The sequence below is a fragment of the Marinobacter sp. F4216 genome, assembly GCF_019931195.1.
Classification (GTDB): domain Bacteria; phylum Pseudomonadota; class Gammaproteobacteria; order Pseudomonadales; family Oleiphilaceae; genus Marinobacter; species Marinobacter suaedae.
This window is the reverse complement of sequence record NZ_JAIOUO010000003.1, coordinates 628,956-652,031: the sequence shown is the minus strand read 5'-3', so window position 1 is coordinate 652,031 and position 23,076 is coordinate 628,956. Positions and strand designations below refer to the sequence as shown.

Annotated in this window: 25 protein-coding genes; 16 read left to right on the top strand and 9 right to left on the bottom strand. The window is 59.6% G+C overall.

Annotation, left to right across the window (positions count from 1 at the left end):
* The first annotated feature begins 164 nt into the window (after positions 1–164).
* The 3 genes from K8I84_RS08560 (at position 165) to K8I84_RS08550 (ending at position 2,808) form a co-directional block, all read left to right on the top strand.
* Complete coding sequence (locus tag K8I84_RS08560) at positions 165–890, top strand: DsbA family protein (RefSeq protein WP_223794325.1); 726 nt, start codon at positions 165–167, stop codon at positions 888–890.
* 140 nt (positions 891–1,030) lie between these two features.
* On the top strand, positions 1,031–2,050 hold the full coding sequence (locus K8I84_RS08555) for a rhodanese-related sulfurtransferase (RefSeq protein WP_223794324.1): 1,020 nt from the start codon (positions 1,031–1,033) through the stop codon (positions 2,048–2,050).
* A gap of 26 nt (positions 2,051–2,076) precedes the next feature.
* Positions 2,077–2,808, top strand: coding sequence for a YdiY family protein (locus K8I84_RS08550; protein WP_223794323.1), 732 nt, complete (start codon positions 2,077–2,079; stop codon positions 2,806–2,808).
* 1 nt (position 2,809) lies between these two features.
* Here K8I84_RS08550 and K8I84_RS16995 read toward each other — a convergent pair whose 3' ends face one another.
* Positions 2,810–3,757 (bottom strand): YbgA family protein, encoded by a 948-nt coding sequence (locus K8I84_RS16995; protein WP_223794322.1) that lies wholly within the window; start codon positions 3,755–3,757, stop codon positions 2,810–2,812.
* A 143-nt stretch (positions 3,758–3,900) separates the two neighbouring features.
* On the bottom strand, positions 3,901–4,557 hold the full coding sequence (locus K8I84_RS08540) for a GntR family transcriptional regulator (RefSeq protein ID WP_223794321.1): 657 nt from the start codon (positions 4,555–4,557) through the stop codon (positions 3,901–3,903).
* Positions 4,558–4,805: 248 nt separating this feature from the next.
* Here K8I84_RS08540 and K8I84_RS08535 point away from each other — a divergent pair, with 248 nt between their 5' ends.
* Positions 4,806–5,945 carry an alkane 1-monooxygenase gene (locus K8I84_RS08535; RefSeq protein ID WP_223794320.1) on the top strand — a complete coding sequence of 380 codons (1,140 nt, stop codon included), beginning with the start codon at positions 4,806–4,808 and terminating at the stop codon, positions 5,943–5,945.
* A 174-nt stretch (positions 5,946–6,119) separates the two neighbouring features.
* On the top strand, positions 6,120–6,668 hold the full coding sequence (gene gloA / locus K8I84_RS08530; protein WP_223794319.1) for a lactoylglutathione lyase: 549 nt from the start codon (positions 6,120–6,122) through the stop codon (positions 6,666–6,668).
* Here the strand turns inward: gloA and K8I84_RS08525 are convergent.
* The 7 genes from K8I84_RS08525 to K8I84_RS08495 all read right to left on the bottom strand — a co-directional run bounded on the left by K8I84_RS08525 (position 6,665) and on the right by K8I84_RS08495 (position 12,064).
* Positions 6,665–7,615, bottom strand: coding sequence for a DMT family transporter (locus tag K8I84_RS08525; RefSeq protein ID WP_223794318.1), 951 nt, complete (start codon positions 7,613–7,615; stop codon positions 6,665–6,667). The two genes, gloA and K8I84_RS08525, sit on opposite strands and share 4 nt — an antisense overlap.
* The gene (locus K8I84_RS08520) at positions 7,612–8,268 is read right to left on the bottom strand and encodes a lactate utilization protein C (protein ID WP_223794317.1); all 657 of its coding nucleotides are present in this window, start codon (positions 8,266–8,268) and stop codon (positions 7,612–7,614) included. Before K8I84_RS08520 ends, K8I84_RS08525 begins: the two co-directional genes overlap by 4 nt.
* Positions 8,265–9,698, bottom strand: coding sequence for a LutB/LldF family L-lactate oxidation iron-sulfur protein (locus K8I84_RS08515; protein WP_223794316.1), 1,434 nt, complete (start codon positions 9,696–9,698; stop codon positions 8,265–8,267). The genes K8I84_RS08520 and K8I84_RS08515 overlap by 4 nt, the downstream gene beginning before the upstream one ends.
* Positions 9,695–10,474, bottom strand: a complete 780-nt coding sequence (locus tag K8I84_RS08510) for a (Fe-S)-binding protein (protein ID WP_223794315.1) — start codon at positions 10,472–10,474, stop codon at positions 9,695–9,697. The genes K8I84_RS08515 and K8I84_RS08510 overlap by 4 nt, the downstream gene beginning before the upstream one ends.
* A 142-nt stretch (positions 10,475–10,616) precedes the next feature.
* Positions 10,617–10,895, bottom strand: coding sequence for a ComEA family DNA-binding protein (locus tag K8I84_RS08505; RefSeq protein WP_223794314.1), 279 nt, complete (start codon positions 10,893–10,895; stop codon positions 10,617–10,619).
* A 40-nt stretch (positions 10,896–10,935) separates the two neighbouring features.
* Entirely contained in the window at positions 10,936–11,160 is a 225-nt protein-coding gene (locus K8I84_RS08500) for a hypothetical protein (RefSeq protein ID WP_223794313.1), read from the bottom strand.
* Between the two features lie 184 nt (positions 11,161–11,344).
* Positions 11,345–12,064: a GntR family transcriptional regulator gene (locus tag K8I84_RS08495; protein WP_223794312.1), complete on the bottom strand. Its 720-nt coding sequence runs from the start codon at positions 12,062–12,064 to the stop codon at positions 11,345–11,347.
* A 368-nt stretch (positions 12,065–12,432) separates the two neighbouring features.
* On the opposite strand from K8I84_RS08495, the gene urtA reads away from it, so the two are divergent.
* From urtA to K8I84_RS08440, 11 genes are all read left to right on the top strand, one after another.
* Positions 12,433–13,731, top strand: coding sequence for an urea ABC transporter substrate-binding protein (gene urtA, locus K8I84_RS08490; RefSeq protein ID WP_223794311.1), 1,299 nt, complete (start codon positions 12,433–12,435; stop codon positions 13,729–13,731).
* An 86-nt stretch (positions 13,732–13,817) separates the two neighbouring features.
* The gene (gene urtB / locus K8I84_RS08485; RefSeq protein WP_223794310.1) at positions 13,818–15,422 is read left to right on the top strand and encodes an urea ABC transporter permease subunit UrtB; all 1,605 of its coding nucleotides are present in this window, start codon (positions 13,818–13,820) and stop codon (positions 15,420–15,422) included.
* A 179-nt stretch (positions 15,423–15,601) separates the two neighbouring features.
* Entirely contained in the window at positions 15,602–16,744 is a 1,143-nt protein-coding gene (gene urtC, locus K8I84_RS08480; protein ID WP_223794309.1) for an urea ABC transporter permease subunit UrtC, read from the top strand.
* A gap of 14 nt (positions 16,745–16,758) precedes the next feature.
* Complete coding sequence (urtD, locus tag K8I84_RS08475) at positions 16,759–17,565, top strand: urea ABC transporter ATP-binding protein UrtD (protein ID WP_263283058.1); 807 nt, start codon at positions 16,759–16,761, stop codon at positions 17,563–17,565.
* On the top strand, positions 17,565–18,263 hold the full coding sequence (urtE, locus tag K8I84_RS08470; RefSeq protein ID WP_223794307.1) for an urea ABC transporter ATP-binding subunit UrtE: 699 nt from the start codon (positions 17,565–17,567) through the stop codon (positions 18,261–18,263). Before urtD ends, urtE begins: the two co-directional genes overlap by 1 nt.
* Positions 18,260–19,165, top strand: coding sequence for an urease accessory protein UreD (locus K8I84_RS08465; RefSeq protein WP_223794306.1), 906 nt, complete (start codon positions 18,260–18,262; stop codon positions 19,163–19,165). The genes urtE and K8I84_RS08465 overlap by 4 nt, the downstream gene beginning before the upstream one ends.
* A gap of 173 nt (positions 19,166–19,338) precedes the next feature.
* Positions 19,339–19,641 carry an urease subunit gamma gene (ureA, locus tag K8I84_RS08460; RefSeq protein WP_206644057.1) on the top strand — a complete coding sequence of 101 codons (303 nt, stop codon included), beginning with the start codon at positions 19,339–19,341 and terminating at the stop codon, positions 19,639–19,641.
* Between the two features lie 12 nt (positions 19,642–19,653).
* Positions 19,654–19,965 (top strand): urease subunit beta, encoded by a 312-nt coding sequence (locus K8I84_RS08455; RefSeq protein ID WP_223794305.1) that lies wholly within the window; start codon positions 19,654–19,656, stop codon positions 19,963–19,965.
* A 150-nt stretch (positions 19,966–20,115) separates the two neighbouring features.
* On the top strand, positions 20,116–21,819 hold the full coding sequence (gene ureC, locus K8I84_RS08450) for an urease subunit alpha (protein ID WP_223794304.1): 1,704 nt from the start codon (positions 20,116–20,118) through the stop codon (positions 21,817–21,819).
* A 24-nt stretch (positions 21,820–21,843) separates the two neighbouring features.
* Positions 21,844–22,377, top strand: a complete 534-nt coding sequence (gene ureE / locus K8I84_RS08445) for an urease accessory protein UreE (RefSeq protein WP_223794303.1) — start codon at positions 21,844–21,846, stop codon at positions 22,375–22,377.
* Positions 22,361–23,065, top strand: coding sequence for an urease accessory protein UreF (locus tag K8I84_RS08440; protein WP_223794302.1), 705 nt, complete (start codon positions 22,361–22,363; stop codon positions 23,063–23,065). The genes ureE and K8I84_RS08440 overlap by 17 nt, the downstream gene beginning before the upstream one ends.
* Positions 23,066–23,076 lie beyond the last annotated feature (11 nt).

The following is a 23,076-nucleotide window of genomic DNA, read 5'->3' as shown; positions in this document are numbered from 1 at the left end:
CTTCCGGACCCATAGAAGCGGGTGTATTGTTCCGATACAGCCGTTCAGCAGATTGGTAAACTGTGGGAGCCGGCCGACAGGCAACCCCTCTGTGCCGAGTGCGCGCGAGACAAAGCTGTTTTCTAGCCGGGAATGAATTACAAACAGACAGGAAGGAGTTCGTAATGGGAGAAGCCAAGCGCCGGAAAACCTCCGGATCCAATGCGCCGCGGGGCAAGCGTGGTAAGGCTGTCTGGATTGGTGCCGCTGTTGCGCTGGCGGCGGCCGTCGTCATTGGACTGTTTTTTGTGACAGCCCCACCGCAACCCGACGCAGAAGGGTTACCGGTGGCGGCTGCCAACGCTGATCCCTTTCCCGCCGAACTGGATCGGTTCGGTATATCCGTGGGCGCCGAAGATGCCCCGGTGGTGGTTCGTGAGTTTGCCGACTATCAGTGCCCGGCCTGCGGTCGGTTTTCCGAGGCAGCCCGCCGGCTGAAGGAGGAATACGTTGACGCCGGCAAGGTGCGGTTCGTGTTCTACGACCTGCCCCTGAAGCAGCACGCCAATGCCATGCCGGCAGCCATGGCAGCCCGGTGCGCGGGGGATCAGGACGCCTACTGGGCCATGCACGATCGCCTGTTTGATGCGCAGACTGAGTGGAGTGGCTCCGGTGACCCTGTGGCGACATTCACCCGCTATGCCGTCGATCTGGGGCTGGAGGAGCGCCGGTTCGAACGCTGTATGAATACCGCGTTGCACCTCGAAGACATTGAACAGAGCCGCCGCGTTGCCATGCAGCTCCGCCTGACCAGTACCCCCAGTGTCCTGGTCGATAATATCCTGCTGACACGTCCCGGCTGGGGCCAGATGTCTGCCGTTGTCGAGCGGGAGCTGGCATCCAGGCGTTGAGCGCCGTTACCCACGCTTCGGACACCCCGCACTTGAACAGGGCGCAAAGTTGGTTAAAATTTGCGCCCTCTCGGTCTTTCTGAAGAGCTATAGTCAAAAACCATGCTCCGGATTTACGATCCGGCCCGCAGGAGAAGTTAATGAGTCATGACGTTGTTGTCTGCGCACTTTACAAGTTCGTAGATCTGAATAATTACGCCGACCTTCGCCAGTCCCTTCTGGACACTATGCTGGGGCACGATGTCCGAGGCACCCTGTTGCTGGCCCGTGAAGGCATCAACGGAACCATCGCTGGCAGCCGTGACGGTATCGATGCCGTAAAAGCCTGGTTGGCCGCCGATGAGCGCTTCAAAGGTGTGGACTACAAAGAGTCCTTTGTGGACATCCAGCCGTTCAAGCGCACCAAAGTGAAGCTGAAGAAAGAGATCGTCACCATGGGGGTTGAGGGCATTGACCCGAAGCGCGTGGTAGGCACCTACGTTGATCCGAAGGACTGGAACAACCTGATTTCTGACCCAGAGGTGGTTCTGATCGACACCCGAAACCAGTACGAGGTGGAAATCGGCACCTTCCAGAATGCGGTCAACCCGGCGACTGATACCTTCCGCGAGTTCCCCGACTACGTAAAGGAAAACCTGGATCCGGCCAAGCACAAGAAGGTGGCCATGTTCTGCACCGGGGGCATTCGTTGCGAGAAGTCGACGGCGTACCTGAAGGAGCAGGGCTTCGAAGAGGTCTATCACCTGAAGGGTGGCATTCTGAAGTACCTGGAAGAAGTGCCGGAGGAAAACACTCTGTGGCATGGTGAGTGCTTCGTGTTTGATGACCGGGTGACCGTGAATCACCGGCTGGAACGCGGTGACTATGACCAGTGCCATGCCTGCCGGCGACCCATTACCGAAGACGACAAGCAACGTCCGGAATACGAGCAGGGTGTCAGCTGTCACCAGTGTATCGATTCGCTGACCGAGGAACAGAAGGCACGCTTCAAGGAACGCGAACACCAGATGCGCCTTGCGGAGCAGCGTGGCGAGGTTCACGTTGGTGGTGAGGCCGCCCGGATCATTGCTGAACGCAAAGCCCGAAAGAAGGCGGAGCGTGAGCGTCAGGCACAAAAAAGCCAGGCGGGAGAGCAGGCCCGTAACACAGCGGAAGCCTGAAACCGCCCGGCCAGGGAGAAGGCTTCGTGAAACTGAAAACGGCAGTCGCTGCGCTCTTGTTGAGCGTGGCTCCTCTGGTTCAGGCCCAGAATAACCCGGGCCTGCAGGCCGAATTTGAACTCGGGGTTCTGGTGGCCACCGGCAACACCGATGAACGGAATATCAGTGGCCGTATCGGGCTAACACGGGAATTCAGGCGCTGGCGCAACACCGGTGAGTTCACGGCCCGTCACATCGAAGCCGAGGATGAGACCACCGCGGAGCAGTACCGGGCGCAGGGGGAAACCAACTACAAATTCGATGAACAGCAGTACTGGTTTCTCCGTGGTGCCTGGGAAGACGATCGTTTCTCAGGCTATGCCTTCGAAACATCCGTTACCGCCGGTTACGGTAACCGGATCTGGGAAGTGGGAGACGTGTCGTTCCTGAGCGTGTCAACCGGTCTCGGTTACCGGTATAACCGGCTGGATGAGCCCGAGCCCGATGGCACCGATGAAGAAGAGTCGGCCATTGCCCGTTTCGCGGCGGAGTTGGCGTACGAAATTTCAGACCGTTCCCTGTTCCGGCAGAAGTTGGCTACTGAAGTTGGTCTGGAAGAAACCAACACCATCACCGAGTCCGAAACGTCTCTACAAACGACGGTCGTTGGTAATCTTGCGCTAAAGCTTTCCTATCGGGTAAAGCATGTGTCGAACCCGCCAGACGATGCCGAGCGGACCGACACGGTCACTGCGCTGTCAGTGCTCTACACCTACTGATTCAGACCTTGTTACGAAGCCCCAGCTCATCCGGGTAGGGCGTCAGGTACTGCTGTACGTTCAGGTAATCTACGGGCTCCCGCCGCTGTGCCATCCTGAGGAGCGTCATGGGAACCACCAGAGGCACCTCGCCCCGACGGTAGGCTTCCATCTGTTCAATCAGGACTTTGCGTTCTTCATCACCCAACGAATCTCGCAAGTAACCCATGAGGTGTTGCATGGCGTTGGTGTGGGAACCCCGGCTGACTTTCTGACTCATCGCTTCCATGAACAATTGCAGGTACTGGTCGGCGGTGTCTTCCAGGGGGGAGGACTTGAGATCCGAGAGAAGGGGGCCCAGTTGCCGGTAAATTTTCTCTGAGTGAGCCAGCAACTGAAACTTGTGCCGGGTGTGGAATTCGATCAGCGCCTTGGGGGTCAGGTTGTCGCCCGCCACGTTTTGCATCCAGTCATCGTAGGCAAACACCCGCTCGATGAAGTTTTCACGCAGCATGTCATCGTGCAGCCGCCCTTCTTCTTCCACCGGCATCAACGGGTAGGCCTTCATCAACGCTTCGGCGAACAGTCCCCGACCATCCCGTCGGGTGACCCGGCCTTCCTCGTTGTGAACCTTGATGCGCTCCATGCCACAGCTGGGAGATTTCGCCATCAGGATGTAGCCGCGCAGGTCGGACAGGCTCGGCATGATGCGTTCGATAAACGTGTTCATGGCCTCGGTGTGGTCCGCCGTGCCCTTGCTTTCAATCAGCCGCAGACCATCGTCGTATTCCCGCAGGTGAATGGCGGGGCGAGGCACGCCCAGACCCGCTTCCAGCTCCGGGCAGATGGAACGGAATTCAAAGTGTTTGGACAATACCTGGGTACAGTAGCGGGAGTGTTTGTGCCCGCCATCGTGTCGAACCTCTTTGCCCAGCAGGCAGGTGCTGATACCAACAGGGATCTGGCTCACCGCTTTTCTCCGATCGTGAAGTCGCGTTTTGTGTACGTGTTTTCAGTCTAAACCGATCAGGGCGGTAAGGCGAAACCGGTCGGACGCCTGGATAGAGTGGTACGACCTCTGCCGGGTGGAGTTGGCCCTCACGATGCCTCTTATCAGGCCAGCGCGTGTCGGATCAGTACTTTCTGGTGTTCCGCAAACTCCCGAATCAGTTCCTGTGCCCGGGCGCTGTCCCGCGCCAGGATGGCCTGGGGTAACTGGTCGAAGAATTTGCCGGTTTTTTCCAGATCCTGACGGTAGCGGTCGGCGCCCAGGAAATAGGTGCGGCTGACCGCTGGCTTGAAGTTCGAGAGCGCTTCGGTGAGATAGGGGTTGTTGACCACCTGGCAGCAGGCCTCCATGACACCGAAGCTGGCTTCGACGACGGCCGTTGTCGGGATGTCGGGTTGGCGGATTTTTGCCAGAACGGTTTCCACCGCCTTCAACAGAAGGACCTTATCCGACTCCTGCCAGCGTTCGCACAGCCGGGCAGCCAGCATCATCAGAAGGTGCATATACACGTCGTACAACTCGGAGGCATGTTCGGCATCCAGTTGTGTGGCTGCGGCGCCTTTTCGCGGCGTGATATCCACCAGGTGCCAGCGCTCCAGCGTGTACAACGCCTCTTTGACGGAGGCTCTGCTGACATTGAGCTCGGCAGCCAGGGTCACCTCCTGAATGCGTTTACCGGGAGGAATCTGGCCGGTCATGATTCGTTCGGCAAGGTAATTGGCTATCTGCTCGGCCAGTGTGTTGGGTACCTGAAAATCCATCGCTGTTCTCTGACCAGGTGAAAACCACACTCCGCTCTGCCACGCAGGCGGGTAGGGCTCTGTTGATATGCGCATGAGTGTATCACAGCCTCTACAAAGGCAATCTGCAACGCGTTGATTCCAAGAGGGTTCTCAAGAACGCAAAAAAATTCTCCCGGCCATGTTGACGACTGATGTATTGTAGGACAATAATTCAAAAACCAGAAGCGGCAACTGTGCCGCCGTTTGACTGCCAAGGAGAGAGCGAAATGAGTACCCGACAACTAGCCGTCAGTCCGGAAGCTGCTCGCCGGAAGGTGCTGCTGACATTGAAGAAGTTCAGTTACCTGATTGCCATGGTTCCTCTGGTGCTGCCCCCCCTGTTGTTGGCCGCCGGTCAGGCAACGGATCTGGTGAACCTGTTTTCCTGGGGCGTGCCAGTGGTGGTGTTTGGCATCATCCCTGTGCTGGATATGATTCTTGGCAAGGATTCCCTGAATCCGGATGAAGACGTCGATGTCCCGGCCATGAACAAGGCGTTGTTCTACCGGGTTGTCACCCTGGGCTGGGTTGCCGCTTTCGTGGTGCTGCTGGTCTGGAGCATGCTGGAGCTTGCCTCCGGCACGTTCAGCGTGGCGGGTGGCATTGGCTGGGTGCTGTCTGTGGGTATTGTTGGCGGGCTGGGTATAAATGTGGCTCACGAGCTGATCCACAAGGACAGCAAGCTTGAAAGCCGTATTGGCGGCTTTATGTTGTCGCTGGTCTGCTACGGCGGTTTCAAGGTGGAACACGTGCGTGGCCACCATGTTCATGTGTCTACTCCTGAAGACGCCTCGTCGTCACGCTATAACCAGTCCCTGTACAGCTTCCTGCCGCAAGCCTATGTGCGCAACTTCATCAATGCCTGGAAGCTGGAGGCTGAACGTCTGAAGCGCAAGGGTCACAAGGCCCTGTCCTGGCGCAACGAACTCATCTGGTTGTATGGCATCAGCCTGATGGGGTGTGTGGCGTTCACTGTCGCCTTTGGCTGGCTGGGTGCGGCCTTTTTCCTGGGGCAGAGTTTTGTCGCCTTTACCCTGCTGGAGATCGTGAATTACCTCGAACACTACGGCCTGCACCGTCGTATGCTGGACAATGGCCGCTACGAGCGCACCACGCCGGAGCACAGTTGGAACAGCAATTACTTCCTGACCAATGTGTTCCTGTTCCATCTGCAGCGCCACAGTGATCATCACGCCTTTGCCAAGCGTCGGTACCAGGTGCTCCGCCACCACGACATTGCGCCCCAGCTACCCGCCGGCTACGCCGCGATGATTGTGGTAGCAATGATCCCACCGCTGTGGAAGCGCATCATGAATCCAAGGGTGGAAGCCTATTATCGCGGCGAGGAGCATCAACTGGCTTCCTGATTGCCGAAACCATCGTTCCAGACTTCAGAAGAGCGTCTCTGAAGCCGCCGGGGTAACAGCCGGCTCTCCGACCCCACCGGTGCGTCTCTGGCCGTGGGGTCTTTTTTTGCCCTTGAAATTGCCCGGTCATGCACACAGGTACAAGGCTCAAGTTCATTTGAAAGGGACAACGTCATGCCCAAGCATTTTGAGCAAGCCCCGGGGTTGCATGAAGCACCGGTTCCCGAGACGGAAGGTTTCGTTTTCAACCAGACCATGATGCGCATCAAGGATCCCGAGCGCTCCATGGATTTCTACACTCGGGTTCTGGGCATGCGTCTGGTTCGCAAGCTCGACTTCCCCGAGATGAAGTTCTCCCTCTACTTCCTGGCTTATCTGGATGACCGCCAGGCCGCGCAGGTGCCGACGGACGACGATTACCGCACCACCTACACCTTCGGCCGTGAAGCTATGCTCGAACTGACACACAACTGGGGTACGGAAGAAGATAATGACTTCAGCTACCATAATGGCAACGACGAGCCGCAGGGCTTCGGCCATATCGGTATCGCCGTGCCGGATGTGTATGCTGCGTGCGAGCGCTTTGAAGAACTCGGCGTTGAGTTTGTGAAGAAACCCGATGATGGAAAGATGAGGGGGCTGGCGTTTATCAGGGACCCAGACGGCTACTGGATCGAAATCCTCCAGCCGAACATGATGCAGAAGCAGAGTAAGGATAGCTAAGCCTCCCTGGCTTTGTTTCCGGCATCGGCATTGCTGCGGGTGCCGGGACTGTTGCCATAGCGTGAGGCAACAATTACCGCCACCGTCAGAATCAGGGCGCCGGCCAGCCCGGTCGGCCCCAGCACTTCACTCAGGAATACCCAAGCCATGAGCGCCACGAACAGTGGTTCCAGCGTGACAATGATGCTGGACAGAGTGGCCGGGGTGGTTCTCATGCCGGAAAAGAAACTGACGTAGCCGATGCAGGTCGGAACGATGCCGATGTAGACCACCATCAGCCAATGATGCAGGCCCAGGGTGTTGAGGCCGTCAAACCCGCCGGTACCGGCGACCACCGGCAACAGAATGAGTGATGCGGTCGCAAAGCAGAAGAATGCCGTGGTAAAGGCGGGTGTACCAGCGGCACTGTAGCGACTGGTCAGGGTAAAGCCGGTATAGACCGCGGCCGCCAACAGAGCCATCAGAATACCGGCCAGGCGCAGGGAGCCAGTGGTTTCCATATCGCTGAGCACCAGCATGGCTGTGCCGGCAATCGCAGCCATCAGAGAAAGGATGGTGAGTAAGCCTGGTTTCTCGCCCAGCAATGGGGCCGCCAGTATGGCAACCAGCACGGGCGGCAGGCACAGGGCGATAAGCGTGGCTATTCCGGCACCCGTAAGATCAACAGCCAGCAGGTAGCTGCTCTGGTAGAACGCTTGGAACAGCCCGAGCGCAGCCAAGGGCAAAAGGGTCTTTAGAGTCGGGCTGTGGGATGCGCCGGATGTGGCAGCCAGGCGTTTTCGCTCCCGCTGCATCAGCAGCCAGAAAAATGGCAGAGCCACCACCAGCCGGAGAAAACCCAACGTGATGGGCTGCAGCTCGGTGCCGGTGAACAGGAATTTTGCGACGATGCCAGTGGTTGCCCAGAGCAGGGCTGCCAGGGCAATCAGCAGGGCGCCTTGAATCATTCAATAACCAACACAATCAGCTCTTTGGGGCCATGAACACCGTAAGCGAGCGTCTGCTCGATGTCCGCCGTTTTCGAAGGGCCGGATATTAGCAGAGCGTTGGTTGGCATGCCCGTTTTCCAGTTTTGGGCATGCATGGCTTCGTACAGGGTTGTATAGAGTTTGCTGGCCTCCAGCACGGCAATGTGAATGGGCGGCACCAGACTCATCAGGCGAGGTTCATCCGGCGTGGGCCACAGAATCAGCGAACCGGTCTCGGCAATGCCACCGCGGGTGGAGGTGATGCCGGCGTCCACGTCGTTGAACAGCGCAGGCTGCCAGCTATCAATGGGTTCGTCATAGATCAGCAGGTTGGGCAGGTCGTCCCGTTCTGCCACGGCGCGCAACTCCCGGCCGATCTGGTGCTGGCTGGAAATGAGCAGGTTGCGGGCCTTTCGTGCTGACAGGATTTCTGCCACCCGGTCAATCCAGTTTTCCCGTGTGCATCGGTGCACCTCACCATGCACCGATTCGATGGTTCTTTCGAAGCGTTCGATGCGCTCCTCGGTGCTCCAGTTCGGCCTCTCCAGAACGGAAAAGTCGCTGACGGGGGCCACCAATTCGCCGCCGGTTCGGTTTCTCAGGCGTTGCAGGATCGTCTCTCGTGAACTCACTTGCCGCGCTCCCTGAGTTGTTCATGGAGGGTTTTGCCCGCCAGTTTGGGGGCCGTGCGGAAATCGGTCCAGGCACCGGCGCGTCCCGGTTGCAGTTTCCGGAAACGGGAGGCCAGACGGGTGCCCGTACGGTAGAGGCCCGGGCGGCTGTGCATCCAGCTCCAGCACTTCCAGATTGCGGCTTCCAGCGGTGTCCGTTTGGATCCGTGCCCTCGTACCTTGGCCGGGTGCAGTTTGTCGCCATCGACGGATTCCCGCCGCAGGCGCACCAGCAAATCCGGGATTGGAATTTTCACCGGGCAGACTTCACCGCATGCTCCGCACAGGCTGGAGGCGCTGGGTAGATGCCGGCCTTCATCAAGGCCGATCAGGTGTGGCATCAGAATCTTGCCGATGGGGCCAGGGTAGGTGGTGCCATAAGTATGCCCGCCGACCCGGGTGTAGACCGGACAATGATTCATGCAGGCCCCGCAGCGGATGCAGCGCAGGGTATCGAGCAGTTCGTCGTCCTGATAGATAGAGGAGCGACCGTTATCCACCAGCACCAGGTGCACCTCTTCCGGGCCATCGAGCTCATCGGCCTTTCGGGGCCCGGAAATCATGTTGAAGTAGGTGGTAATGTGCTGCCCGGTCGCGGAGCGGGTCAACAGGGCCAGCAGGGCGGAGACGTCCTCCAGATTGGGCACCACCTTTTCGATGCCGGTCACGGCGATGTGGCAGCGCGGCACCGTGGTGGTCATCCGGCCATTGCCCTCGTTCTCCACCAGGCACAGGGTGCCGGTTTCCGCTACCGCGAAGTTCACGCCGGAAACGCCGACGTCGGCATTCATGAATTTCTCGCGCAGCTGCTGACGGGCCGCCGCGGTCAGGTACTCGACATCATGAGACAGATCGGTGCCCGTCTTCTCATGCATGAGTTCGGAGATTTCCCCGGTGTTCTTGTGGATGGCCGGCATGATGATATGGGACGGTGTTTCGTTCGCCAGCTGAACGATGTACTCACCCAGATCCGACTCCAGCGCTTCGATGCCCTCGCGTTCCAGAAAATGGTTGAGTTCCATTTCCTCGGACACCATGGATTTACCCTTGATGACAGTCTTGGCGTCCCGCGCAACGCAGATATCCCGGACGATGCGGCAGGCTTCATCGCCATCCAGGGCCCAGTGCACCTTAATACCGTTCTCTGTCAGCTTCTGCTCCAGCTGTTCCAGCAGGTCCGGCAAATTGGCCAGTGCCCGCAGGCGCACGTTGGCACCGAGTTCTCTCAGAGTTTCCAGATCCCAGCCTTCAAACGCGGCCTTGCGTTTGGACATCAGGCCATCCATCGCCTTGCGGAAGTTCTGGCGAATCTGCGGGTTATGCAAGGCCTCGTGGGCTCTGGGGTGAAATTCCTTTACATCGATGTGCGGGTGCTGGGTGGCCTCGCTCATAGCCCGCCTCCTTTGTTCTCGTTCGTGCGCTCCCAGAGAAAACTGAGGATGTGCTTACCCGCGATAGGGTGTCGGTTCTTTTCCGCAAAGCCGTTGATATTCATCAAGCAGCCGCAGTCGGTGGTGACAAAGGCTCGGGCACCGGTATCAACCAGCGCTTCGACCTTTTCCTCCACCATGGCGCCGGAGATCTCCGGGTGCCGAACCGCGAAGGTACCGCCGAAACCACAGCACTCTTCGGCCCGTACCTGCTCCACCAGCGTGACGTTGTTCAGTTGCCCAAGCAGTGCGGGCCCGACCTCGGCAACACCCATTTCCCGACGGGCGGAACAGGAGGTGTGCATGGCCACAGTGGTGGGTTCTCCAAGGTCGTCCAGCTTGACATGGCAGACATTCAGAAGAAAGTCGGTCAATTCCCAGACCCGGCCGGCCACTTCGGCGGCCTTGAGTTCATCCGGGGTGTCCTTGAACAGGTCAGGGTAGTGTTTGCGTATCATGCCGCCACAGGAGCCGGACGGCACGACAATGGGCCAGTCTTCGGGAAAAAGCTCCAGTTGCGCTCGTGCCACGCTGCGGGCTTCGTCGTGATAGCCGGACGTGAACGCGGGCTGCCCACAACAGGTCTGGTCCTGTGGGAAGATAACCTCGATACCTTCGCGCTCCAGAAGCTGGATGCCGGCCATACCGGCGTCCGGATAGAACATATCGATCAGGCAGGTTCCGAAAAAATAGACCTTTTCCGGCCTGGAAGGGTAAACCTTGATGGGATCAGCCATGGCACAACCGCTTGAGTCACTGAGAGTTTTCAATCAATGATAGGGTGGGGATCGGTGTGTTGCCAGGCGACTTTCGGTTAGGGGGTTATTTCAGGTCAGAGGGGAACCGGGGCAGCACCCGTGGCACTGCCCCGAGAAGCAGTTACTCAGCTGACTCCACAGTAATCAGATCCGCATTCTTCTCAAGCGTCCGCTCGCCAATGCCTTTCACTTTTGCAAGCTCTTCAGGGCTGGAGAATGGACCGTTGGCTTCACGATAGGCCACGATGGCTTCCGCCTTGCTGGGGCCGATGCCGTTCAGTTCCACCAGGGTGGCGACGTCGGCGGTGTTGATATTGATGGCCGCCGGATTGGCGTGGGCAAACGAAGTCAGCAGGCTGAGTAGCAGAACCAGAGTGGCGAGAATGGGTAAGCGTTTCATGATCGGACGTTCCTGTCATCATTAAGGGTTGAGAGTGAAGTCAGGACGCACGACCGGGCGATGTGCTCGAGTGCTGGTTGAGATCGTCTTTAGTCTGGTGTTCCGGAAGGCCGGTGCGGGAAAGTGCTCTTGGTGGGGAGGGTGCACGGGCAGGATCATCATCCGTGTGATCCTGCGCCCCGTGGCTGACCCCTGCCTGGTCCTTCAGGCGTGCGCTCGTCCTGAGCACTTCATCCTTGCTATCTTCCCTGTAACCCCGGTCCATGGGGCGGCTCCAGTACCTGGAACTCTCATCCTTGAGCCAACGTTCCTTGCTGGCGTGTCATCCTTGACGCTTTCCATTCTAGTCCTGGCAATTACCCGCGCAGCATCGGAAAAACGCTTGGGGCGTTGTGCGATATTTCCTACGGTTTTGTAGGTGATACTGCGTACCAAAAATGAACGGGAGTTCAGTATTTTCGGGCTCTCCAGCGGGATTCGTTCTGAAGCGGTGGCTCAGCGGAGTTTCTGGAATCGTTTGTTTTGAAAGTCTCCTGAACCCGCCTTTGCGCGTCGCGGATGTGTTGGGTCAGGCGTGTTCGGGCAAGCTCGGTATCCCTGTTGAGCAGGGCAGAGAGAATATCGGAATGAGTCGTGGTCCGGTCGCTGGTGTCGCCGCACTGACTCAGCCCAAGGGTGAGTGCCAGGCGCAACCGCTCCGTGACTTCGCCGTGAATACGGATCATTTCCCGGTTACCCGCTGACGTGACCAGTGCGCGGTGAAAGCAGGTGTCCGGCCGTCCGTCAGGTCCGGGTCGTTCGGAAGCCGTTGTGTGGGCATGAAACCGCAGCAGTGCGCGGAGTGGCGTGCCCATCTTCGGCCCAGAGCAGAGTTTTTCCAGCGCCGCCAGTTCGATGGTGAGCCTCAGTTCGAACAGTTCGTCCAGTTGCTGCGGGTCGAATGGCCTGACCCGCCAGCCACTCCGGAACAACACCTCAACGTAGCCTTCCCGCTGAAGCCGGTACAGGGCTTCCCGCACCGGCGTTCGGCTGGCATGCAGTCGGGTGGCCACTTCGCCTTCACTGAACCGGTCCCCTGGCATCAGCCGAAAAGCGAAGAAATCAGCTTTCAGGCCGTCATAGACCTGCTCCGACATACTGCCCCTTCTTGCGTCCGTGTCATTTGGCATTGCACGGTTTCTCCGTGACGTGAGGTCGTGATTGGGCGAGCTGACTGGATCTCTACCTTCGGTCCGCAAAGCTCATGCCACCAGTGATTTGTGTTTTATCTCTATGTTTTTCATTGGTTTACAGGATTGGTGATGGGGCAGGCAGAATACTGGCGCACCAATAGGGCGCATGCGGTTACTTTTTATCCGGTTTTGGTGCGCTACAGGGTATGGAAAATGGTTCTGAGGCGGTGAATACAGCCTTGTATACCAGTTAAGCTTATGAAAATTAATGTGAAATTTTAAATGTGGAACGGCTAATGCAGTCTTCGGTGTGCGTTAAAGAAGAACTAACAATCTCACGACAACCACTGGAAGGATGACGCACAATGAACATCAAAAAACACGTGAAGGTAGGTCTCTCGGCACTGGCTCTGTCAGTGTCTATGCACTCTGTTGCTGCTGAAGATCCCATCAAGGTGGGTATTCTGCACTCCCTGTCAGGCACCATGGCCATCAGTGAGTCCACATTGAAGGACACCATGCTGATGCTGATCGAAAAACAGAACGAAGCTGGTGGTGTTCTGGGACGTCAGCTTGAGCCGGTCGTTGTAGACCCGGCCTCCAACTGGCCGCTGTTCGCCGAGAAAGCCCGTGAATTGCTGGAAAAAGAAGAAGTAGACGTTATCTTCGGTAACTGGACGTCTGTATCTCGCAAGTCCGTTCTTCCTGTGGTTGAAGAGCTGAACGGCCTGCTGTTCTACCCGGTTCAGTACGAGGGTGAAGAATCCTCCGAAAATGTGTTTTACACCGGTGCCGCGCCCAACCAGCAAGCCATTCCTGCCGTGGATTACCTGATGAACGATATCGGCGTTGAGCGCTGGGTGCTGGCCGGTACCGACTACGTCTACCCACGTACCACCAACAAGATCCTTGAGACCTACCTGAAGGACAAGGGCGTGGCCGCGGACGACATCATGATCAACTACACGCCGTTCGGTCACTCCAACTGGCAGTCCATCGTGTCCGACATCAAGAAGTTCGGTAGCGCCGGCAAGAAGACTGCGGTGGTGTCTACCATCAACGGTGACGCCAACGTGCCTTTCTACCGCGAACTGGGTAACCAGGGCATCGACGCCGCTGACATCCCGGTTGTTGCGTTCTCGGTAGGCGAGCAGGAGCTGTCCGGTATCGATACCGGTCCTCTGGTGGGGCACCTGGCCGCCTGGAACTACTTCATGAGCGTGGATGCGGATGCCAACTACGACTTCATCGATGCCTGGGTTGATTACACCGGCAAAGAGGACGCCGTGACCAACGACCCGATGGAAGCGCACTACATCGGCTTCAACATGTACATCGAAGCGGTCAAGAAGGCCGGTACTGCAGACGTAGACGCGGTGAAAGACGCCATCATCGGTGTTGCCGTACCGAACCTGACCGGTGGTTACGCCACCATGATGCCGAACCACCACATCACCAAGCCGGTGCTGATTGGTGAGATTCAGGATAACGGTCAGTTCTCCGTCGTCTGGGAAACTCCATCCACCGTTGCCGGCGATGCCTGGTCTGACTTCCTGCCAGACTCCAAGGACCTGATCAGTGACTGGCGCAAGCCTCTCGAGTGCGGAAACTTCAATGTGGTTACCGGCACTTGTGGCGGCAAGGCTGACGTTGCTTCCAACTAATAGCCGAAGCCTGACCTGACTGCGGGCGGGGCTTTGGCCCCGTTCGCAACTCAGCCCCTCCAACTCTCATGGACAGGACGCAACCCATGGGCATCATCCGATGGCTCAGTCAGCTTCTGCTTGTCTGGTTCTTATTCGCTCCCGGTCTGGTTTCCGCGCAAGTGGAGGATTCGGAGGCCCAGCAGCTGCTGACGCAACTGGCGGAATCCTCCTTCGCCGCTAAAAAGGACGTGATCAATCAAATCGCCGGCAGCGGCGATGAGCGTGCCCGAGGCTGGCTTGAAGCCTTCGCGGCCAACAAACTGGGCCGCATTGAATCGAGCGGCGACTTCATCATCGTTCTCAAGAATCGTGGCCGGAACTGGACCGTCGCCAGCGCCCTGACCGGCGAGAATCTGGGTGAATTGTCCCGCCGCGACATCGACACCATTCGGGTCAATAACTCACTGCGGAATGAGCTGGAAGGCATCCTGTCAGTCATTGACCTGAAAAGTCCCGACAAGGGCAAACGTTTATCCGCCGCCCGCGCCCTTAAAGGCAGCGTGGACGGCTCCCTGGCCGAGCGCCTTCCGGAGCTGATCGAAGCTGAAGAGAGTGGATCGGTTCAGGCGGCGCTGACAGAAGCACTGGCCATCTATCAGGTGGAAGAGCTGGGCGACGTGGCCGCTGTGGCGGTATTGTCCGGCAGCCTCAACTCCGAGGCCCGAGCGGCGCTGCAGCAGGCCACACGCAGCGACGACCCGCAGCTGGTTTCAGCGGCTAAGATCGCGCTGAAAAGTATCGAACAGAAACTCAAACTGAACCGGGCGGCCGAAACCCTGTATTTCGGTCTGTCGCTGGGTTCGGTGCTGGTGCTGGCGGCCATCGGCCTGGCTATTACCTTCGGGGTCATGGGCGTGATCAATATGGCCCACGGCGAACTCATCATGCTGGGAGCCTACACCACCTGGGGCATGCAGCAACTGTTGCCGGGCCAGCCGGGCCTTGCGCTGATTCTGTCGATTCCCGCCGGTTTCCTGGTGGCGGCCATGGCTGGCATCGCCATCGAACGGTCGGTGATCCAGCATCTCAAAGGCCGCCCGCTGGAAACCCTGCTGGCGACATTCGGCATTAGCCTGATCCTGCAGCAGCTTGTCCGCACCGTGATTTCCCCGCTCAACCGCACCGTGGTCACCCCCGACTGGATGAGCGGTTCGGTGATGATCAACGAAGCCCTGTCCCTGACCCTCAACCGCATGTACGTCATTGGCTTTGCGCTGGTGGTATTCGCCGGCCTGATGCTGATCATGCGTAAAACCCGCCTCGGCCTGGAAGTGCGGGCCGTCACCCAGAATCGGGCTATGGCTCGGTCTATGGGCATCCGCGCCACCCGCGTGGACATCCTGACCTTCGGACTGGGTTCTGGCGTCGCCGGATTGGCAGGCGTGGCGCTGTCGCAGATCACCAACGTCGGCCCGAACCTGGGCCAGAGCTACATCATCGATTCGTTCATGGTGGTGGTGTTCGGCGGTGTCGGAAACCTGTGGGGCACCTTGCTGGCGGGCCTTTCCCTGGGCACCATCAACCAGCTGCTGGAGCCCTGGGCGGGCGCCGTGCTGGCCAAGATTATGGTGCTGGTCCTGATCATCCTGTTCATCCAGAAGCGGCCCCGGGGACTCTTTCCCCAGAAAGGCCGTGCGGCGGAGGGATAAGGTGTCCCATCTAGCCAATTATTTAATCCACTGCGAGGCGCTAGCGGGAGCCACTGTGCACCTCGATAGCGGCGTTGCAATGTCTCGATTTGGAACCACCAAATCTTCGCCCCTGCGCCTTGCTCTCAAGGTGCCCAGAGGCTCAGCGAATCAAATAATTAGCCAGAAGGGACACCGCTATGTGGCTAACTAAACCTTTCCAGGAACGCTCCACGCAAATCTTCCTTGGCGTTCTGTTCGCAGCGCTGGCGGTGGTGACGGTGCTGCACCTCACCATGCCCAAGGACAGCGCCCTGTACGTCAGCTCCTACACCGTCACGCTGTTGGGTAAATACCTCTGCTACGCGCTGCTGGCGGTGGCGGTGGATCTGGTCTGGGGTTACCTGGGTATCCTCAGCCTGGGGCACGGTGCCTTCTTCGCCCTCGGCGGCTACGCCATGGGCATGTACCTGATGCGCCAGATCGGCGACCGGGGCGTGTACGGCGATCCGATCCTGCCGGACTTCATGGTGTTCCTGAACTGGCAGGAGTTGCCCTGGTACTGGCACGGCTTCGACATGGCCTGGTTCGCCTTCATCATGGTGCTGCTGGCCCCGGGCCTGCTGGCGCTGGTGTTCGGCTTCCTGGCCTTCCGCTCCCGGGTCACCGGGGTGTATCTCTCCATCATCACCCAGGCGCTCACCTTTGCCCTGATGCTGGCCTTCTTCCGCAACGAAATGGGCTTTGGCGGCAACAACGGCCTGACCGACTTCAAAGACATCCTCGGCTTTGACCTGCGCACCAACGCCACGCGGCTCGGCTTGTTCATCGCAAGCGGTATCGCCCTCGCCATCGGTTACGTGATCTGCCGCGCCATCGTCACCAGCAAGCTGGGGCGAGTCAGTGTCGCCTGCCGGGATGCCGAAGCCAGAACCCGCTTCCTCGGCTACCGGGTCGAGCGGGTGCAGCTGTTCGTGTTTGTCATCTCCGCGATGCTGGCGGGTGTGGCCGGTGCCCTGTACGTGCCTCAGGTGGGCATTATCAACCCGAGCGAGTTCTCGCCCCTGTTCTCCATTGAGATTGTGGTGTGGGTCGCGTTGGGTGGCCGGGCAACGCTGTATGGTGCGGTGATCGGCGCGTTGCTGGTGAACTACGCCAAGACCGTCTTTACTGGAGTCATGCCGGATGCTTGGCTGTTCGCCCTGGGCGGGTTGTTTGTGCTCGTGACCGTGTTCCTGCCCAAAGGTATTGCGGGTCTGCTCAGCAAACGAAAGAAAGCAGACCGCCGGGATGACAGCGACGATAAGGATGCGTCAGGCGCAGCGCAGGAGGCCACCGCATGAGTATTTTCCAGGAAATGACCAACCGGGACCGGGTGTTCGAATTCCTGGTGCCAGAGCATTCCCCGGTGGACGTCCGGCATGGCGGCATTCTGTACCTGGAAGACGTCAGCGTCAGTTTCGATGGCTTCAAGGCCATCAATAACCTGAACCTCACCATCGACGACGGCGAACTGCGCTGCATTATCGGCCCCAACGGCGCGGGCAAAACCACCATGATGGACATCATCACCGGTAAAACCCGCCCGGATACTGGCTCAGTCTGGTTTGGCAGTCGTCATAACCTGCTCAGGATGAACGAGCCGGACATCGCCAGCCTCGGCATCGGCCGCAAATTCCAGAAGCCTACCGTGTTCGAAGCCCTCACCGTGTTCGAAAACCTTGAACTGGCGATGGCTACCGACAAACGGGTACTACCGACACTCACCTCGAAGCTGGCCGGCGAACAGCGTGATCGCATCGACGAAGTGCTGACCCTGATTGGGCTGGCTCCGCTGCGTGATCGTGAAGCAGGCATTCTCTCCCACGGCCAGAAACAGTGGTTGGAAATCGGCATGCTGCTGATGCAGAAGCCCCGCCTGTTGCTGGTGGACGAGCCGGTGGCGGGTATGACCGAACAGGAAATGGAACGCACTGCCGAACTGCTCACCAGCTTGGCCGGCAAGCAATCGGTGGTGGTGGTTGAGCACGACATGGGCTTCGTCCGCTCCATCGCCCGTAAGGTGACGGTGTTGCACCAGGGCAGTGTGCTGGCGGAAGGCACCATGGATCAGGTCTCCAATGACCCGGAAGTCGTCAAGGTGTATCTGGGGGAGGAAGCCTGATGCTGAAGATCGACCAGTTAAACCATTTCTACGGCGAAAGCCATACCCTCTGGGATCTGTATCTGGATGTGCCCCAGGGCAAATGCACCTGCGTGATGGGCCGGAATGGAGTGGGCAAGACCACCCTGATGAAATGCATCATGGGTGAAGAAACCCCGAAAAGCGGCTCCATCGAATTCGCCCAGGATGTGGAACTCACCAACCGCAAAATGGAAGACCGCCCGCGCCTAGGCATCGGCTACGTACCCCAGGGCCGGCAGATATTCCCGTTGCTGACTGTGGAAGAAAACCTGCGCACCGGCCTGGCGGTTCGCGCCGACGGCAGCAAGAAAATCCCGGAGCGGGTGTACGAACTCTTTCCCGTGCTCAAAGAAATGAAAAACCGCCGCGGCGGTGACCTCTCGGGCGGCCAGCAACAGCAACTGGCCATTGGCCGGGCTCTGGTGATTGAACCCCGCCTGCTGATTCTGGACGAACCCGGTGAAGGCATTCAGCCCAACATCGTCGCCCAGATCGGTGAAGTCATCCGTAAGCTGATCGACGAGGACGGCCTGACGGTGCTGCTGGTGGAGCAGAAACTGCCGTTTGCCCGCAAATACGCCGACCGCTTTGCGATCCTCGACCGAGGCCGCCCGGTAGCCCAGGGCGAGATTACCGAGCTGTCCGATGAACTCATCAAAAAACACCTGACCGTATGACCGCGTTTCAACCCATCGGCAACCAGGAAGCCGCCAACGATTCGGGCCATCGCTTCGATACCGACCGGCAATGGGCCGCGTCCCTGTCCCTGGGGTTTATTGCCCGGGAAGAGGGCGAACGGAACGTTACCCGCCTGACCCGCCGGCACCATCATGGGCCGTTGCGGGTTCAGCGCCCGTTCTACCCGGAAGGCCCGGAAGGCTGTTGCCACGTGTACCTGCTGCACCCGCCCGGTGGTCTGGTCAGTGGCGACGTTCTGCGCATCGAAGCCGAGGTAGGCGAGGGTGCCCACGCCCTGCTGACCACCCCCGCCGCCGCCAAGCTCTACAAGGCTGACAGCCACGGCGTGGCCTGGGGCCAGCACACCAAGTTAACCGTGGCTAAAGACGCCATTCTCGAATACCTGCCCCAGGAAACCCTGGCCTTTGACGGTTCCCGGGGTGAGCAAAGTACCACCATCGAATTGAAAACGGGCGCCCGCACACTGGGCTGGGAAATCCTCGCCCTGGGTCGCCCGGCCAGCCGCCTGCCGTTTGTGTCTGGCCACCTGGAACAGCAATTCCGCCTGACCATGGACGGCCAGCCCCTGTGGCTGGAGCGCCAGCCCCTTGACCCCAACCATCCGCGTTTCGCCGGCAAATGGGGGCAGGGTGGCGCCACCGTACAGGCCACGCTTTGGGCAGTGGGGCTGGAAGACGAAGTCGAAGCCATCGAAGCGGTGCGCGAGGCTCTGCCCGAGAATCACCGCTGGGCGATTACCCGGCGCCGGGGCGTGGTGCTGTTGCGTTATCTCGGCAACGAACGAAACGAAGCCTGGGCCCTGTGTCAGCAGGCCTGGGAAATCCTGCGGCCGCGCCTTACGGGGCTGGAAGCGCATATACCAAGGATTTGGCTGACGTGACTTTAGGAGTGGGAAGCGGGCAGGTACGTCCCTCCGGGACACGCTGTGAATACGTCCATGTAAGCTCAGCGGCAGCATCCATGCTGCCGATGGTCCCGAATGGACGAACCTGCCCACTTCTCTCGATCCTGTGAGTTATTCGCATTTAAAAGAACAAACAACGGAGTAGAGCAATGGAGCTAACGCCCAGAGACAAAGACAAGCTGCTGCTGTTCACCGCAGCACTGCTCGCCGAACGCCGCAAGGCCAAAGGCCTGAAGCTGAACTACCCGGAAGCCATCGCCCTGATCAGCGCCGAAATCATGGAAGGCGCCCGCGAAGGCCGCTCCGTGGCCGAACTGATGAGCTCCGGCACCGAAATCCTCACCCGGGATGACGTCATGGACGGCGTAGCCGACATGATCCACGAAGTGCAGGTGGAAGCGACATTCCCCGACGGCACGAAACTCGTGACGGTTCATAACCCTATTGTTTGAGGAGTGGCTGAGATGATTCCCGGCGAATACCAGATCCAGGACGGCGACATCGAACTCTGCGCCGGCCGCGAACGCACCACCATCGAAGTGGCCAACACCGGCGACCGCCCCGTGCAGATCGGTTCCCACTACCACTTTGCCGAAGCCAACCCGGCGCTCGACTTTGACCGCGCCAAGGCCCGTGGCCTGCGGCTGGACATCGCAGCCGGAACGGCCATCCGTTTCGAACCGGGCCAGACCCGCGAAGTCACCCTGATTCCCTTCGCTGGCGGCCGCGAAATCTACGGCTTCCGCGGCGAAGTCATGGGAAAACTGGACAGCTAAATCGGAATTTGGGGAGTGAGTGGGAGTGGCCTTCCGAAACTGTGCTGAGCCATGGATGGTGAAGCTCAAGCGCCACATGGATGTGCTTGAGCGTGTTTCGGAAGGCCAGTCCCGCTGGCTCTTGCTCCCAAAAGGAAAATGAGGGAAAGCATGAAAATCAGCAGACAAGCCTACGCCGACATGTACGGCCCCACCGTGGGCGACCGGGTGCGCCTGGGCGACACCGAACTGTGGATTGAAGTCGAGCAGGACTACACCCACTACGGCGACGAAGTAAAATTCGGCGGCGGCAAAGTCATCCGCGACGGCATGGGCCAGAGCCAGCGCAACGACGACACCGTGATGGACACCGTCATCACCAACGCCCTCATCCTCGACTGGTGGGGCATCGTCAAAGCCGACGTGGGCATCCAGAAGGGCCGCATCGCCGCCATCGGCAAAGCCGGCAACCCGGACACCCAGCCAGACGTCCACATTGTTATCGGCCCAGGCACCGAAGTTATCGCTGGTGAAGGCAAAATCCTCACCGCCGGTGGCATCGACCCCCACATTCACTTCATCTGCCCCCAGCAGGTTGAAGAAGCCCTGATGAGCGGCATCACCACCATGCTCGGCGGCGGCACCGGCCCGGCCACCGGCACCAACGCCACTACCTGTACTCCGGGTGCCTGGCACATTGGCAAAATGCTGCAAGCCGTGGATGAGCTGCCCATGAACATCGGCTTCCTTGGCAAGGGCAACACCTCGCTGCCGGATGCGCTTGAAGACCAGATCAAAGCTGGCGTCATCGGCCTCAAGCTGCACGAAGACTGGGGAACCACCCCGGCGGCCATCGACAACTGCCTCACCGTTGCCGACCAGTACGACGTGCAGGTGGCCATTCACACCGACACCCTGAACGAATCCGGCTTCGTGGAAGACACCCTGGCCGCCTTCAAGGGCCGCTGCATCCACACCTTCCACACCGAAGGTGCCGGCGGCGGACACGCGCCGGATATTATCACCGCCTGCTCGAAGGATTACGTGCTGCCGTCGTCCACCAACCCGACACGGCCCTACACCATCAACACCGTGGACGAGCACCTCGACATGCTGATGGTGTGCCACCACCTGGACCCGAACATCCCGGAAGACGTCGCCTTCGCCGATTCCCGCATCCGCCGGGAAACCATCGCCGCCGAGGACATCCTGCACGACATGGGCGTGATCTCCATGATTTCCTCCGACTCCCAGGCCATGGGCCGGGTGGGCGAAGTGGTCTGCCGTACCTGGCAAACCGCCCACAAAATGAAAGTCCAGCGCGGCCTGTTGCCGGAAGACGAAGAACTGGGTGCTGACAACTTCCGCGCCAAGCGCTACATCGCCAAGTACACCATCAACTCCGCCATCACCCACGGCCTGGCGCATGAAGTGGGCTCGGTGGAAGTGGGCAAGCTGGCGGACCTGTGCTTGTGGAGCCCCGCGTTCTTCGGCGTGAAGCCGGCCTGCATCATCAAAGGCGGCATGATCGCCGCCGCCCCCATGGGTGACCCGAATGCCTCCATCCCCACACCGCAACCGGTTCACTACCGCCCGATGTTTGGTGCCTTCGGCAAAGCCGCCAGCGCCACCCGCCTGACGTTTGTTAGCCAGGCCGCGCTGGATGCCGACATTGGCAAGGAACTGGGGTTGGACAGCCCTTTGTCCGCCTGCAAAGGCGTGCGCGAAGTGCGCAAGAGCGACATGAAACTGAACGACGCGTGCCCACACCTGACTGTGGACCCGCAAACCTACGAAGTACACGCCGATGGCGAGCTGCTCACCTGCGAGCCCGCCACAGAACTACCCCTGGCCCAGCGTTACCACTTGTTCTGAGCCGGGACGAAGGAGAAAAACAACATGTTGGAACTGACACAACGCATCAACGACGTAGACAGCACCGAAATCCACGATAGCCTCATCCTGCCCTACGAGCTGCGCATCCGGGGCCGGCTGCGTGCCACCACCGTCACCAACCTGGACGTGGGCCTGTTTCTGGAACGGGGCCAGGTACTGCGGGACGGCGACCTGCTGCAAGCCAAAACCGGCGAGATCATCCGCATCCGTGCTGCTGAAGAACCGGTGGTGACCGCCCGAATCGAAGCTGGCCTGCCGCTGGCGCGCCTGTGCTATCACCTGGGCAACCGCCACGTCACCCTTGCCATCGGCCACGACGACAAAGGCGGCTGGGTACGCTTCCCACCAGATCACGTACTGGAAGAACTGGCCGAGCGCCAGGGGGCCAAACTCACCCACCACACCGCCCAGTTCGATCCAGAACCCGGCGCCTACGCCCAGGCAGGGCAGGGACATTCCCACGGCCATACCCACGGACACAGTGATAGTCACGGTCATAGCCACAACCACGGGCATCACCATGGTCACACCCACTGATCCGGCCTCCGGCGACCTGGCCCTGCTGGGCCTGCTGCAACTGGTCAGCCCGGCACTGCCCATCGGCGCCTTCGCCTGGTCCCAGGGCCTGGAAAGCGCCTTCGAGCTGCAGTGGGTAACCACCGAAGCCGAACTGGGCGACTGGTTGGAAGGCGTGCTGGAAGACGGCCTGACCCGATGCGAACTACCTCTTCTGGCCCGGCTCCAGAGAGCCTGGAGTGAGGCGGACAGCGAGAGCATCGCCCAGTGGAACCAGTGGCTCCACGCCACCCGGGAAACCGCTGAACTAAGCGACGAAGACGTCCGCCTCGGCGGCGCGCTGGTACGCCTGCTCGGCAGCCTGAACCTGCTGCCCGAACCGGAACAAGGCAACGCCACACTGCCAGCGGAACCCGGTTACCCCACGATGTTCGCGTGGGCGGCCTACAGCCGGGGCGTACCCGTTCGCCAGACCCTGCTGGGCTTCGCCTGGGCCTGGCTCGAAAACCAGCTGGCGGTGGCGTGCAAGGCCATGCCCGTGGGCCACACCGCCGCCCAGCGGTTAACCGAACAACTGCGGCCCAAACTAGTCACCGCAGTGGACAAGGCCCTGAGCCTGGAAGACGACGAATTAGGACCGGTGCTGCCCGGGTTAGCCCTCGGCAGTGCGTTACATGAAACCCAGTATTCGAGATTGTTCCGAAGCTAGTAACAGATTGA

Coding starts and splice junctions, on each gene's coding strand:
- K8I84_RS08555 (WP_223794324.1), top strand. CDS start 1,031: ATGAGTCATGACGTTGTTGTCTGCGCACTTTACAAGTTCGTAGATCTG.
- K8I84_RS08510 (WP_223794315.1), bottom strand. CDS start 10,474: ATGGCTGATCCCATCAAGGTTTACCCTTCCAGGCCGGAAAAGGTCTAT.
- gloA (WP_223794319.1), top strand. CDS start 6,120: ATGCCCAAGCATTTTGAGCAAGCCCCGGGGTTGCATGAAGCACCGGTT.
- K8I84_RS08505 (WP_223794314.1), bottom strand. CDS start 10,895: ATGAAACGCTTACCCATTCTCGCCACTCTGGTTCTGCTACTCAGCCTG.
- urtE (WP_223794307.1), top strand. CDS start 17,565: ATGCTGAAGATCGACCAGTTAAACCATTTCTACGGCGAAAGCCATACC.
- urtC (WP_223794309.1), top strand. CDS start 15,602: ATGTGGCTAACTAAACCTTTCCAGGAACGCTCCACGCAAATCTTCCTT.
- K8I84_RS08495 (WP_223794312.1), bottom strand. CDS start 12,064: ATGCCAAATGACACGGACGCAAGAAGGGGCAGTATGTCGGAGCAGGTC.
- K8I84_RS08560 (WP_223794325.1), top strand. CDS start 165: ATGGGAGAAGCCAAGCGCCGGAAAACCTCCGGATCCAATGCGCCGCGG.
- ureA (WP_206644057.1), top strand. CDS start 19,339: ATGGAGCTAACGCCCAGAGACAAAGACAAGCTGCTGCTGTTCACCGCA.
- ureC (WP_223794304.1), top strand. CDS start 20,116: ATGAAAATCAGCAGACAAGCCTACGCCGACATGTACGGCCCCACCGTG.
- K8I84_RS08440 (WP_223794302.1), top strand. CDS start 22,361: ATGGTCACACCCACTGATCCGGCCTCCGGCGACCTGGCCCTGCTGGGC.
- K8I84_RS08525 (WP_223794318.1), bottom strand. CDS start 7,615: ATGATTCAAGGCGCCCTGCTGATTGCCCTGGCAGCCCTGCTCTGGGCA.
- urtB (WP_223794310.1), top strand. CDS start 13,818: ATGGGCATCATCCGATGGCTCAGTCAGCTTCTGCTTGTCTGGTTCTTA.
- urtD (WP_263283058.1), top strand. CDS start 16,759: ATGACCAACCGGGACCGGGTGTTCGAATTCCTGGTGCCAGAGCATTCC.
- K8I84_RS08500 (WP_223794313.1), bottom strand. CDS start 11,160: ATGGACCGGGGTTACAGGGAAGATAGCAAGGATGAAGTGCTCAGGACG.
- K8I84_RS08540 (WP_223794321.1), bottom strand. CDS start 4,557: ATGGATTTTCAGGTACCCAACACACTGGCCGAGCAGATAGCCAATTAC.
- K8I84_RS08465 (WP_223794306.1), top strand. CDS start 18,260: ATGACCGCGTTTCAACCCATCGGCAACCAGGAAGCCGCCAACGATTCG.
- K8I84_RS08535 (WP_223794320.1), top strand. CDS start 4,806: ATGAGTACCCGACAACTAGCCGTCAGTCCGGAAGCTGCTCGCCGGAAG.
- ureE (WP_223794303.1), top strand. CDS start 21,844: ATGTTGGAACTGACACAACGCATCAACGACGTAGACAGCACCGAAATC.
- K8I84_RS08515 (WP_223794316.1), bottom strand. CDS start 9,698: ATGAGCGAGGCCACCCAGCACCCGCACATCGATGTAAAGGAATTTCAC.
- K8I84_RS08455 (WP_223794305.1), top strand. CDS start 19,654: ATGATTCCCGGCGAATACCAGATCCAGGACGGCGACATCGAACTCTGC.
- urtA (WP_223794311.1), top strand. CDS start 12,433: ATGAACATCAAAAAACACGTGAAGGTAGGTCTCTCGGCACTGGCTCTG.